Origin of the sequence: Aquibium sp. ELW1220, assembly GCF_030398385.1 — a bacterium.
Classification (GTDB): domain Bacteria; phylum Pseudomonadota; class Alphaproteobacteria; order Rhizobiales; family Rhizobiaceae; genus Aquibium.
Map to the genome: position 1 here is coordinate 25,434 of NZ_JAOAOQ010000003.1, position 12,173 is coordinate 37,606.

Below are 12,173 nucleotides of genomic sequence, written 5' to 3' on the forward strand. Positions count from 1 at the left end.
CTGCGCCATGTCCTCCAAAGCCTGCGTCGTCATCCCTTGCAGCGTGCCTCCGTCTTGTCCCACAGGACGAGGTGTCTCTGTCCATGACGGACGAAAATACACATCGAAAAATCGGATCTGATGCTGCGGCATTGGCGATCATAATGATCCGACAGTACCCGCGCCTGAACGCCCTTCAGACTGAAGATCTCACAGTCATTGCCTCGAAGCAGACCGATGGCCGCTCCCTGCCTTTCGGAGCAGCCCTTGTACTTGAAGCCGTCACTGCCGAAGAGGCAGATTTCATCATGACCCTGGAACTTCGACATCGTCGCGTCGAGGATGCCGCCTCCGTTCAGATATGCGATCTCCGCGTCGTCGAAGAGAGGCGGTGCCTCGGACGAGCAGCCGGTGAGGCACACGATCGGAAGAAGGAATGTCCTCCAGCCCATGCTACTTCGCTCCCCTTCGCCTTGCCGCTTTCCCGCTCCAGGTGGATGGCAACCGGAACATGCATCCTGGCTGCGGTCTCATCCCCGCATTGCTGTCCCGGAGGCGCTAACAGGCGGAGCCATTCTGGTGGGTTCTGGGGCGAATGCAACTCCTGTTTGCGGTTTTTGGCAGCGTGCGGCGATGCGCTCCGGCGCGTCACCAACTCTGTTGCAACCGCGCATCTGCCGTCTGGCATCGGAGATCAGCCGCGTGGCCTTCCTCGTCGGCGTCGTTCCGGGTTCCGCTACGCGGCCCCGGAATGACGTGGCAGGCGGGGGCCGCATCGAGACGGAGGTCCAAGGCCTGAAGCCCGGCGCCCCCTTCCCCTTCGTCATCCCGGAACGGCGTCCGAGCGAAGCGGCCGACGACGTATCCGGGATCCATGCCTCGCCGCACCTCACCCAGCGCCACGATGGAGAAGATGGTTCCGGATCCGCAGCGGGTCGCGGAGAGGGCCAGCGGACGGCACCGGTCTTGCACCGGATCGCGTGTCGCGGCCGGCGAGGCATGGATCCCGAATTCGCGCCGCCTCGCTTCGCTCGGCGCCGCGTTCCGGGATGACGAAGGGAGGGGGCGGCGAAGGCGGGCGGCCGGTGTCGGGCCGGCGTCGGCCGGGTTTGGACCGGCGGCCCCACCTCCGCCTCGCTCCGCTCGGCACCTCCCCCACTGCGTGGGGCTGGAGGATGGCGTCACGGCTGACGGCCGGGGTGGCGCCAGCGCTGGCTATGCCGCCGCGCTGGACCGTCGGCACGGTGCCGACGTCGATGACGAATTCGGTGCCGGAGATGCTGGCGGCGCGGTCGGAGGCGAGGAAGGCGATGAGGCTGGTGACTTCTTCGGGCGGGACGGGCGAGCGAGCGGGATGCCGCCGCGCGAGGCCATGATCAGGTGGCGGCCCGCTTCGATGCCGGCCCCGGATTCGGCGCCGAGACGCTCGGCGAGTGCATTCGCAACCTCGGTTTCGATCCGGCCTGGCGAGATGCGGACGACGCGCACGCCCTTCGGCGACACCCACCGGTTTCGGGTGGAAAACATGCGCAAGAACACAGGCCTAACGCGTGCGGAGCGGATCTGAAGAATCTCGACGCGCTTAAGGGATATGCCGGCCGCTGCTGCCGGACGGCGGGACCGGCCCCGATCGCAGCGGCGAAGCGACCCGCGGGTCGCGCCGCATGCCGGCCGGGCGGACGGCTAGGACGCCGGGGCCGTGAGGAACGGCATGATGTCGACGCCGTCTCCCGGAAAGATGGTGAAATGCGGATGGTCCTCGAAGAGCCGGGCGGCGGCCTCGATGGTCTCGGCCCCGACGACGATACAGCCGCAGAAGGGATTGGAGGCCGCGGCGACGCCGTCCTTGGTCACCCGCAACGTCCGGCCGACCATGCCGCCGCGATCGGGGAAGGATGCGGCGTTTCTCGCCTCCCAGTCCGCCCACTGCTTCATCCCGACGGTGTCGACCGCATCCTGGTCGGCCTTGGGCATGCAGCGGAAGCGGGCCAGGTCTTCCGGCTTCATGGTGTAGACGGCGAGAAAACGGGGCACGCGGCGCGCTCCTCATGCTGCGGGACCGTACCCCAGCCTAGACTCGGTGCCGGCCGAAGTCACGCCGGAGCGGCGCTGCAGGCCGGCCGCACCGGGACCTGCCTTCGCGGCCGGCCGGTCGTCCCTCCCCTGCGGCTCAGGTCGGGCGCAGCGACGAGAGGGCGGCCTTGAGCGAGGTGGTGCGGCCCTGGTCGAGGTCGAGGTCGGCCTCGATGTGATCGATGTGGCGCACGACCAGCGCCTGAGCGGCCGCGGCGTCACGGCGTTCCAGCGCGTCGACGATGCCGCCGTGCTCGTCATGGCCGCAGCTCGACGCCCCGGATCGGCCATAGAGCGCGATGACGAGCGAGGAGCGGGCGATCAGTTCCTCCATGAAGCGGTGCAGGATCTGGTTGCCCGAAGCCTCTGCGAGCAGCAGGTGGAACTCGCCCGATGCCTTGATCTCGGCGCGGCGGGCGCTCGGGCCGCGCAGGTCCATGTGCCGGCGCTCGTCGGCGAGGTGCGCGCGCAGCCGGGCGAGGTCGCGCGGCGTCGCCTGCGCGCAGGCTGCCGCAGCGATGCCGGGCTCGACCAGCCGCCGGGCGGCAAAGACCTGCCGCGCCTCGCCGGGATCCGGGTTGGCGACGAAGGCGCCGCGGTTGCGCTCGATCCGCACGAGACCCTCGAAGGAGAGCATCTGCAGCGCCGACCGCGCCATGGTGCGGCTGACGTTGAACAGCGCGCCGACCTCGGTCTCGGTCAGCTTGGTGCCGGGCGCCAGCCGCCGGTCGACGATGGCGTCGCGCAGATGATCGCGGATCGCCTGCGTGCGGTCGTCGGCCGTCTGGCGGCCGTCAGGATCGGGGATCGTGGCAAGGGACATTGGGGGTCTTCGGCGTGTCGCTTTCCTTCTACCGCAATCCGCTGCCAAGGGAAGATGGCGCTTCGAACAATCGCCGCCCGGATCGCATACAATCGCTGCGTTGGATTGCACACAATTGCCCATGAATTGTGCATTGCAGAAAGCCGTGGCAGCGGGCGGTGCCGCAGGTCCTGCCCGCTGCCGCATGAAAACAACGGCTTAGTTCGGCAAGGTCGAACTGGCACGTGTTCTGCATTGCATGCCGCGAACGGGAGACGCGCATGAGCAAGGCGGCGGCGATCGACATTGCATCTGTGACCAAGGTCTACGGCGGGACGACCGCCGTGCACGCGATCAGCCTCAAGGTTCCGGCCGGAAGCTATTGCTGCCTGCTCGGCCCGTCCGGATGCGGCAAGTCGACGACGCTCAGGATGATCGCCGGCCACGAGAGCATCACGTCGGGCGACATCCGCCTCGGCAACGCGGTCGTCACCGACCTGCCGCCGGCGCGGCGCGGCACGGCGATGATGTTCCAGTCCTATGCGCTGTTCCCGCATCTCGACGTCACCGACAACGTCGCCTTCAGCCTGAAGATGAAGGGCGTGGCGAAGACCGAGCGCCGCGCCCGGGCGCTCGACATGCTGAAGCTGGTGCACATGGAGCCCTATGCGACGCGGCGGCCGGCCCAGCTGTCGGGAGGCCAGCAGCAGCGCGTGGCACTGGCCCGCGCGCTGATCACCGATCCCGAGGCGCTGCTGCTCGACGAGCCGCTGTCGGCGCTCGACCCGTTCCTCAAGATCCGGATGCGGGCCGAACTGAAGCGGCTGCAGACGACGCTCGGCATCACCTTCGTGCACGTCACCCACAGCCAGGAAGAGGCGATGGCGCTGGCCGACATCATCGTGGTGATGAACGAGGGCCGCATCGAGCAGGCGGCGCACCCGCGCGAGGTGTTCGAACGGCCGGCCACGGCCTTCGTGGCCCGCTTCATGGGCGACCACAACGTGATCCCGGGCCGGGTCACCGCAGCGGACGGCGATCGCGTGACGGTCGCGGTGCCGGACGGCGGCGCCTTCGCCGCGACCGGCGGCACGCGGGCGGTCGGCGAGAGCGTCGACGTCGCGGTGCGCACCGACAGGGTGCGGATCGGCGCGCCGGAGGCGCCCGGCCTCGGCTTCACCGGCATCGTCGACGGCATCGAATACCGCGGTGCCACGGTGAAGCTCACCGTGAGCGGTGCCGGGGTGACCGACTTCACCGCGATCCTCAGCGACGCGGCCTTCTTCGCAGCGCCGGTGAAGGTCGGCGACGCGGCTCCGCTTGCCTGGGGATCCGAGGACGCGATCGTCCTCGGGCGCCTTCATTCCTGACGACCAAAACCGACAACACAGGGGAACTGGACATGACACAGACGACCAAAAAGCCCGCCGGCATCTCCCGCCGCTCGCTGCTCAAGACCGGCGCGGCCGCCGCAGGCCTCGCGGCCGGCTCGGGCGCGATCACCGGCTTCCCGACCATCTGGGCGCAGAACCCGATCACGCTGCGCCAGTTCGGCACCGGCGTGTCGAACCTCAACGCCATCGCCGACAAGTGCAAGGAAGACCTCGGCATCACGCTGGAGATGACGGCGACCGATTCGGACGCCGCCGCCCAGCGCGCCGTGACGCAGCCCGACAGCTACGACATCGCCGACATCGAGTACTGGATCCTGAAGAAGGTGTTCCCGGCCGGCGTGATCCAGCCGATGGATACATCGAAGCTGACCTACTACGACCAGATCGTGCCGCTGTTCAAGACCGGCAAGCTGACGCCGGATTCCGTCATCGCGCAGGGCACCGCGCCGCACACGGTCGGCTTCGTCGAGAAGCCCGGCGACAAGGGCTTCGCGGCGGGCGAGACGCAGTATTTCACCATGGTTCCGACGATCTACAATGCCGACACGCTGGGCATCCGCCCCGACCTCGTCGGCCGCGAGATCACCACCTGGGCCGACATCATGGACCCGGCCTTCAAGGGCAAGACCTCGATCCTCAACATCCCCTCGATCGGCATCATGGACGCGGCGATGATCATGGAGGCGATGGGCAACATCACCTATGCGGACAAGGGCAACATGACCAAGGAGGAGATCGACAAGACGATCGACTTCCTGATCAAGGCCAAGCAGGCCGGCCAGTTCCGCGCCTTCTGGAAGTCGTTCGACGAGAGCGTCAACCTGATGGCGTCGGGCGAAGTGGTGATCCAGTCGATGTGGTCGCCGGCCGTCGCCGCGGTGCGCTCGAAGGGCATCGCCTGCAAGTACCAGCCGCTGAAGGAAGGCTATCGCTCCTGGGGCGGCGGCCTCGGCCTCGCCGCGCACCTGTCGGGCGCCAAGCTCGACGCCGCATACGAATACATCAACTGGTACACGTCCGGCTGGGTCGGCGGCTACCTCAACCGCCAAGGCTACTATTCGGCGGCGATGGAGACGGCGAAGAAGTTCATGTCCGACGACGAATGGGGCTTCTGGATCGAGGGCAAGCCGGCGCAGGGCGACATCCTCGACCCGACCGGCAAGGTCATGGAGAAGGCCGGCGCCGTGCGCGACGGCGGCTCCTTCGAGGAGCGCATGGGCAAGGTGGCGTGCTGGAACTCGGTGATGGACGAGGACCGCTACATGGTGCGCCGCTGGAACGAGTTCATCGCGGCCTGATCTCTTCCAAGGCCTTCCCCCCGGCCCCGGCCGGGGGGAAGGCGCCCCCCAGTTCCAACCCTCGGGACAGGCGCATCATGACCGCAGCCGCAGACGACATGACGGCCGGGAGCACCGGCCGGACCCGCGCGTCCATCTTCGCGCGTTCCTCCGCCTATCTGCAGGCCGCGCCGCTGGCCATCATCCTCGGCTGCTTCCTGCTCCTGCCGATCGTGATGATCGCGGTGGTGTCCTTCTGGGACTACGACTTCGCCCAGATGTATCCCGACTTCATCACGCTCAACTATGCCGAGACGCTGGGCTCCTGGGTGACCTGGAAGACCTATCTGAACACGCTGCGCTACGCGGCCATCGTCTGGGCGCTGACGCTGTTCATCGGCTTCTGGGTCGCCTACTACCTCGCCTTCCACATCCGCACGACGACGATGCAGATGGTGCTGTTCCTCGTCTGCACCGTGCCCTTCCTGACCTCCAACATCATCCGCATGATCTCGTGGATCCCGGTGCTCGGCCGCAACGGGCTGGTGAACTCGGCGCTGGTCGGCGCGGGCATCGTGCCGGCACCGGTCGAGTGGCTGCTCTATTCCGACTTTGCCGTCGTGCTGGCCATGGTCCACCTCTACACGCTGTTCATGGTGACGCCGATCTTCAACACGCTGATGCGCATCGACCGGTCGCTGGTGGAGGCCGCCCGCGACGCGGGCGCGACGAGCTGGCAGATCCTGTGGAACGTGATCATCCCGCTGGCGAAACCCGGCATGGCGATCGGCACCATCTTCGTGGTCACGCTGGTGATGGCCGATTTCTCCACCGTGCAGGTGATGTCCGGCGGCCAGAGCGCCTCGGTGGCGCTGATGATGAAGAACCAGATGTCGCTGCTGCAATATCCGGCCGCCGCCGCCAACGCGGTGGTGCTGCTCGTCCTCGTTCTCCTGATGGTGGCGGGCATCCTGCGCATCGTCGACATCCGCAAGGAGCTCTGAGCGATGTCGCACGAAAAACGCAGCCTCGAATTCTGGGTCCTGTCGGCCTTCTTCGTCCTGTTCGTGCTGTTCCTGTACGGTCCGCTGTCGGCGATCGTGATCCTGTCCTTCCAGGGCGAGAACGGCGGGCTGACCTTCCCGCTCAACGGCCTTTCGCTGCACTGGTTCGCCAACCTGTTCGAGCGCCAGGCGGTGGGCGATTTCGGCGGCAGCTTCCGCCGCTCCTTCCTGCTCGGGGCGATGGTGATGATCGTCACGGTCGTGGTGTCGCTGCTGGCGGGGCTCGCCTTCCGCCGCCGGTTCCTCGGCGCGACGGCACTGTTCTATCTCGCGGTGGCGAGCCTGGTCGTGCCCTCGATCATCATTTCGCTCGGCATCGGCGTGCTGTTCCAGCAGATCGGCCTCAGACCCTCCTGGTACGGCTCGGCCTTCGGCGCGCACCTGACATGGACGCTGCCCTTCGGCGTTTTGATCATGTTCGCCGTCTTCAACCGCTTCTCGCCCTCCTACGAGGAAGCCGCGCGCGATCTCGGCGCGTCGTCCTGGCAGACCTTCGCGCATGTGCTCCTGCCGATGATCGCGCCCAGCCTGATCGGCGTCGGGCTGTTCGGCTTCACCCTGTCCTACGACGAGTTCGCCCGCACCCTGATGACGGCCGGCACGTTCAACACCCTGCCGCTCGAGATCTACGGCATGACCACGAACGTCACGACGCCGGTGCTCTATGCGCTCGGCACCGTGACGACGCTGTTCTCCTTCCTCGTCATCGCGGCGACGCTCGGCATCATCGTCTGGCTCGGCCGCCGGCGGACGCGCGGCTGACATCCATGCGCATTCTCGTCGTCAATCCGAACACCACCCGCACGATGACGCGGACCATCGAGGCGGCCGCCAGGGCGGCGGCGGCGCAGGGAACCGCAATCGAGGCGGCGACCTCGGCGATGGGCCCGGTCTCGATCGAAGGCTATTACGACGAGGCCTTCGCCGTGCCAGGCCTGCTCGCCGAAATTCGCCGCGGCGAGGCCGGCGGCGCTGAGGCGGCGGTGATCGCCTGCTTCGACGACACCGGGCTCGATGCCGCCCGGTCGATGGCCACGATCCCGGTGATCGGCATCTGCGAGGCGGCGCTCGGGCTTGCCTCCTTCGTCGCATCCCGCTTCACGGTGGTGACGACCAGCGAGCGATCGCGCGTGCCGGTGGAGGAACTGGTGCGCCGCTACGGCTTTGCCGCGCGCGCGAAGGTGCGCGTGGCCGGCGTGCCGGTGCTGGCGCTGGAAGACCCGGGTTCGGGCGCCGTCGCCCGGCTGAAGGGCGAGATCGTCCGCGCGCTGGACGAGGATCACGCCGAGGCGATCGTGCTCGGCTGCGCCGGCATGGCCGACCTCGCCGCGGCGCTGCAGCGCGAGTTCGGCGTGCCGGTGATCGACGGCGTCGGCGCGGCCGTCAAGCAGGCCGAGGCGCTCGTTTCGCTGGGGCTGACCACCGGCAAGCGCGGCGCCTATGCGCCGCCGTCCGCCAAGCCCTATGCCGGCATGCTCGCGGAGTTCGCGCCGCCGGCCGCCTGACAGGCGACGGGTTCGTGGCCGGGACGCGGGAACCGGCTGGTTCACCGCCCCTGCCCTGTTCCTACCGCACTCACGTTACGAAAAGATCGGCATAGTTGAGCGTCGCATGGCTGTGCTCTCGCATCATCGCCTCCGCGCGGGCGGCATCGCGCCTACGCAGCGCGTCGAGGATGATGACGTGCTGGGAATGGCCGACGCTCAGCCGGATGCGGTCGCGCTTCTCCAGCGTCGGCTCGAAGGCGAGCGTGCCGAGTGCCGCGAAAGGCAGGTGGCGGATGCGCTCGTAGGCGTGGGCGATCAGGTCATTGCCGCAGCCGGTCATGATGGCTTCGTGGAAGTCGATATTGGCGGCGTGGTAGCCGCTCATCGGATCGGGTCCCGGATCGTCCTCGTGCAGGATCGCGGCCGTGCGGGCGATCGATGCGGCAAGCCGCGCCTCCACCTCGCCGCTCATCCCCCGCTCGGCCATTGTGCGCGCAGCAAGAGCCTCCAATGCTGCGCGCACGGCGATGGCATTGGAGACGGATTCGGTCGAGATCGGCCTGACCGAATAGCCACGGCCCTGCCGCTTCTCGATCAGTCCCTCCGCCTCCAGCGCGGCGAGCGCAAGGCGGGCCGGCGTCCGCGACACGCCGAGTTCCTCGGCGATCGCGACCTCCGAGATCCGCTCGTCGGCCAGATAGCCGCCGCTGATGACCTTGCGGCGCACGACAGCGAGGACGCGTTGCTCGTGGGAGGACATGGCTTGCCGCGCAGATGGATTCATAAATGCTATCGATCACCGTCATTAGACGTGTTACCGCCGGAGAGCCAGACAATATGCATCCATAAATGGATGCGGGGTGCGAGGGAGGACACGCAGCCGTGGGTATCCGCTTCTTTTCGGACAGGAACCGCCCGGTCCACATGGCCCCCTATCCGCTGGAACGCCTGGCGCGCAGCGCGGCGATGCCGGACCTTCGTACCGCGCCGCGCCCGCGCCGGGTCGATTTCCGCCGCCCCGACGCGCCGTCATCGATCGTCAACGCCATGGGCGAGTACCAGGCGATGATGGATGCGATCCGCGACGGGCTGGTGAACCGCGCGAAGGCCGGCTGTCCCGACGACCCGAAAGAGCGCGCCGAGCATCTGAAAGCCTTCGGCTATTTCTGCGATGCCGCGATGGTGGGAACCTGCCGCCTGCCCGACGCGGCGATGCTGGCCGAACCCTTCGCCAACCCGGACATCGACCGCCTGGCGCAGGACCTGAGGACGCGGCAGACCAAGACGCTCGCCTCCGGCATCGACATGATCATGGCGGACCTGAAGGACTCCATGGAGGCGCCGCCGAGCACGATCGGCGGGCATACCCACGCGATCGTCTTCCTCTACGAATATCCGCGCGATCCGAAGGAGGACGAGCCGGGCTGCGACTGGATCGGGGATGCGCAGGAGGCGCGCGCCTGCCTGCGGGCGGCGGAAACCGCGGTGGTCGTCGCCAACTACATCCGCCTGCTCGGCCATGACGCGCGCGCCCATTCCGGCAGCGCCTCCGACGTCGACCTGAACCGGATCACCGTGGCCGCAGGACTGGCCAGCATCGAGGACGGAAGGCTGTTCAATCCCTATGTCGGAGACCGCTTCGGCGTCGCCGTGGTGACGACGGACTTCGAGATCGCGGCGGACGCGCCGCTGGCGCCGCTGGCCGCCCAGTCCTGGCTGCAGACCAAGGGGCCGGCCTGGTGGGTCGGCAAGGGGTTCCGGAAGAACGCGTTCAACCGGGAGCCCTATGCGCGGCGTCGCTTCGTCGATGGCGAACATCCGTTCGAGACGCTGAAGCGGGTCGACAGGCCGACCACCTATATCGACGAGGCGCGCGTCGCCCGCGTGCCGAAGCGGGCCGACATGTTCGCCCGCGCCCAGTTCGGCGACATGGGCAAGAGCCTCCAGGACGGCGCCAAGGGCGGCTACTATGCCCGCAAGGCGGCCCCCTCGATGGCGCAGCGCCGCGTGCTCGGCGCCTTCGTGCTCCTGCAGGACGGCGAGCCGCAGCCGGACAAGCGGCCGACCGACGCGCAGCGCAACGCGGACAACATCAAGGCCGCCTGCCATTTCCTCGGGGTCGATGCCGTCGGCATCTCGCGCTGTCCCGACTGGACCTGGTATTCGCACGACGCCACCGGCGAGCCGATCGTACCGGTGCACGACCAGGCGATCTCGATGATCATCGACCAGGGCTACGAGACCATGGAGGGCGCCTCGGGCGACGATTGGATCTCGGTCGCGCAGTCGATGCGCGCCTATCTGCGCTTCTCGCTCCTCGGCGGCATCATCGCCAGGCAGATCCGCAATCTCGGCTATTCGGCCAAGGCGCACACGGTGCTGGACGGCGAGGTGCTGCAGCCGCCGCTGCTGCTTTTGTCCGGCCTCGGCGAGGTCAGCCGGATCGGCGAGGTGATCCTCAACCCGTTTCTCGGACCGCGGCTCAAGTCGGGCGTGGTGACGACCGACATGCCGCTGGCGCACGACAAGCCGATCGATTTCGGCATGCAGCGCTTCTGCGCCTCGTGCAACAAATGCGCGCGCGAATGCCCCTCCGGCGCCATCACGGCCGGACCGAAGCTGATGTTCAACGGCTACGAGATCTGGAAATCGGACAGCCAGAAATGCGCCACCTACCGTATCACCACGGAGGGCGGGGCAATGTGCGGCCGCTGCATGAAGACCTGCCCGTGGAATCTCGAGGGCCTGTTCGCCGAAAAGCCGTTCCGCTGGGCGGCGATGAACCTGCCGCAGGCCGCGCCGCTGCTGGCGAAGCTCGACGATGCGGTCGGCAATGGCGGCCTCAACCCGGTCAAGAAATGGTGGTGGGACATCGAACTCTATGAGGACGGCGGCTACAGGCCGGCGCGCAAGCCGGTCAACGCGCGCGGCCTGCAGCCCAGTCTCGACCTGCGCTACGAGGACCAGACGCTCGCGGTCTATCCGGCCCCGCTCGCGCCGCACCCGTGGCCCTACCCTTTCCCGATGGACCGCGAGGCGGGGATCGAGGCCTACCAGGCGATGATCACCGCGGAGGAATACCAGGCGCGGCTGCGCGCCGGCGACGACAGCCGCGTCCATCGCTACTGCGCCGCCGGCGAGAGCCCGGTGCTTCGGCTCGAGGTGACGAAGGCCGAGAGGCTCTGCGACGACGTCATGCTCTACGAACTCGCGGCCCCCGACCGCACCCCCCTGCCCGAATGGACGGCCGGCGCCCATCTCGACGTCGTCGTGGCGCCCGAATATCTGCGGCAATATTCGATGTCGGGCGACCCGGCCGACCGGACGAGATACCAGATCGGCGTGCTGCGCGAGGATGGCGGCCGCGGCGGATCCCGGCTGATGCACCGCATCTTCACGGCGGGGCGCAAGGTCTTCGTGTCGCGGCCGATCAACCATTTCCCGCTCGACGAGACGGCGGCGAAGAGTTTTCTGATGGGCGGCGGCATCGGCATCACGCCGATGATCGCCTTTGCCCACCGGCTGCACGCGCTGGGCGCCGATTTCGAGCTGCATTATTCGGCGCGGTCGCGCCGGACGGCCGGCTATGCCGGGATGCTCGCCGCCGCCCCCTTCGCGGACCGCGTGCACCTCCACGTCTCCGACGAAGGCCGGCGTGCCGACCTCGACGCGCTGCTGGCCGGCTACCGTCCCGGCTGGCACGTCTACTCTTGCGGCCCCGAGCGCTACATGCGCTCGGTCACCGACGCCGCCACCGCGCAGGGCTTTCCCGAGGAGGCGCAGCACCTCGAATACTTTTCGGTGCCCGAGCTGCCGCCCTACGAGAACTTCCCCTTCACGCTGAAACTCGCCCGCTCGGGCCGCGAGATCCCGATCCCCGCCGACCGCACGGCCGCCGACGTCCTCAACGAAAACGGCTTCGGCATCGACGTGAAATGCGCCGACGGCATCTGCGGCGTGTGCAAATGCGGCCTCGTCTCCGGCACGGTCGAGCACCGCGACTTCGTGCTGTCGAAGAAGCAGCGCGAGACAAACGTGATCCTGTGCCAGAGCCGCGCGGCGGAGGCGGGCGGGATGGTGGAGGTGGATTTGTGAGG

General features: G+C 67.9%; 10 protein-coding genes and 1 pseudogene. 6 read left to right on the top strand and 5 right to left on the bottom strand.

Features of this window, described 5'->3' with window-relative positions; translation table 11 throughout:
• Window positions 1-29 precede the first annotated feature (29 nt).
• From N1F91_RS03435 to N1F91_RS03450, 4 genes and pseudogenes are all read right to left on the bottom strand, one after another.
• A complete protein-coding gene (locus N1F91_RS03435) occupies window positions 30-431 on the bottom strand; it encodes a hypothetical protein (protein WP_289990342.1) in 402 nt (133 codons plus the stop codon).
• 782 nt (window positions 432-1,213) lie between these two features.
• Window positions 1,214-1,491 (bottom strand): annotated as a pseudogene (locus N1F91_RS03440) (SDR family oxidoreductase); the annotation flags it as partial.
• Between the two features lie 171 nt (window positions 1,492-1,662).
• Complete coding sequence (locus tag N1F91_RS03445) at window positions 1,663-2,013, bottom strand: hypothetical protein (protein WP_289990343.1); 351 nt, start codon at window positions 2,011-2,013, stop codon at window positions 1,663-1,665.
• A 136-nt stretch (window positions 2,014-2,149) separates the two neighbouring features.
• Window positions 2,150-2,875 (bottom strand): GntR family transcriptional regulator, encoded by a 726-nt coding sequence (locus N1F91_RS03450; RefSeq protein ID WP_289990344.1) that lies wholly within the window; start codon window positions 2,873-2,875, stop codon window positions 2,150-2,152.
• 260 nt (window positions 2,876-3,135) lie between these two features.
• Here N1F91_RS03450 and N1F91_RS03455 point away from each other — a divergent pair, with 260 nt between their 5' ends.
• The 5 genes from N1F91_RS03455 (at window position 3,136) to N1F91_RS03475 (ending at window position 8,094) form a co-directional block, all read left to right on the top strand.
• Window positions 3,136-4,224 (top strand): ABC transporter ATP-binding protein, encoded by a 1,089-nt coding sequence (locus N1F91_RS03455; protein WP_289990345.1) that lies wholly within the window; start codon window positions 3,136-3,138, stop codon window positions 4,222-4,224.
• Window positions 4,225-4,256: 32 nt separating this feature from the next.
• The gene (locus N1F91_RS03460; protein ID WP_289990346.1) at window positions 4,257-5,546 is read left to right on the top strand and encodes a PotD/PotF family extracellular solute-binding protein; all 1,290 of its coding nucleotides are present in this window, start codon (window positions 4,257-4,259) and stop codon (window positions 5,544-5,546) included.
• Between the two features lie 98 nt (window positions 5,547-5,644).
• Complete coding sequence (locus tag N1F91_RS03465) at window positions 5,645-6,529, top strand: ABC transporter permease (protein WP_289990570.1); 885 nt, start codon at window positions 5,645-5,647, stop codon at window positions 6,527-6,529.
• A 3-nt stretch (window positions 6,530-6,532) separates the two neighbouring features.
• Window positions 6,533-7,351: an ABC transporter permease gene (locus N1F91_RS03470; RefSeq protein ID WP_289990347.1), complete on the top strand. Its 819-nt coding sequence runs from the start codon at window positions 6,533-6,535 to the stop codon at window positions 7,349-7,351.
• Window positions 7,352-7,356: 5 nt separating this feature from the next.
• Entirely contained in the window at window positions 7,357-8,094 is a 738-nt protein-coding gene (locus N1F91_RS03475; protein ID WP_289990348.1) for an aspartate/glutamate racemase family protein, read from the top strand.
• Between the two features lie 70 nt (window positions 8,095-8,164).
• Here the strand turns inward: N1F91_RS03475 and N1F91_RS03480 are convergent, their stop codons facing one another.
• The gene (locus tag N1F91_RS03480) at window positions 8,165-8,836 is read right to left on the bottom strand and encodes an FCD domain-containing protein (RefSeq protein ID WP_289990349.1); all 672 of its coding nucleotides are present in this window, start codon (window positions 8,834-8,836) and stop codon (window positions 8,165-8,167) included.
• 122 nt (window positions 8,837-8,958) lie between these two features.
• On the opposite strand from N1F91_RS03480, the gene N1F91_RS03485 reads away from it, so the two are divergent.
• Complete coding sequence (locus N1F91_RS03485; RefSeq protein ID WP_289990350.1) at window positions 8,959-12,171, top strand: reductive dehalogenase; 3,213 nt, start codon at window positions 8,959-8,961, stop codon at window positions 12,169-12,171.
• The last annotated feature ends 2 nt before the right edge of the window (window positions 12,172-12,173 follow it).

Excerpts from the sequence above, each read along its gene's own strand:
- N1F91_RS03470 (WP_289990347.1), top strand. The coding sequence starts at position 6,533 with ATGTCGCACGAAAAACGCAGCCTCGAATTCTGGGTCCTGTCGGCCTTC.
- N1F91_RS03435 (WP_289990342.1), bottom strand. The coding sequence starts at position 431 with ATGGGCTGGAGGACATTCCTTCTTCCGATCGTGTGCCTCACCGGCTGC.
- N1F91_RS03480 (WP_289990349.1), bottom strand. The coding sequence starts at position 8,836 with ATGTCCTCCCACGAGCAACGCGTCCTCGCTGTCGTGCGCCGCAAGGTC.
- N1F91_RS03455 (WP_289990345.1), top strand. The coding sequence starts at position 3,136 with ATGAGCAAGGCGGCGGCGATCGACATTGCATCTGTGACCAAGGTCTAC.
- N1F91_RS03465 (WP_289990570.1), top strand. The coding sequence starts at position 5,645 with ATGACGGCCGGGAGCACCGGCCGGACCCGCGCGTCCATCTTCGCGCGT.
- N1F91_RS03475 (WP_289990348.1), top strand. The coding sequence starts at position 7,357 with ATGCGCATTCTCGTCGTCAATCCGAACACCACCCGCACGATGACGCGG.
- N1F91_RS03450 (WP_289990344.1), bottom strand. The coding sequence starts at position 2,875 with ATGTCCCTTGCCACGATCCCCGATCCTGACGGCCGCCAGACGGCCGAC.
- N1F91_RS03460 (WP_289990346.1), top strand. The coding sequence starts at position 4,257 with ATGACACAGACGACCAAAAAGCCCGCCGGCATCTCCCGCCGCTCGCTG.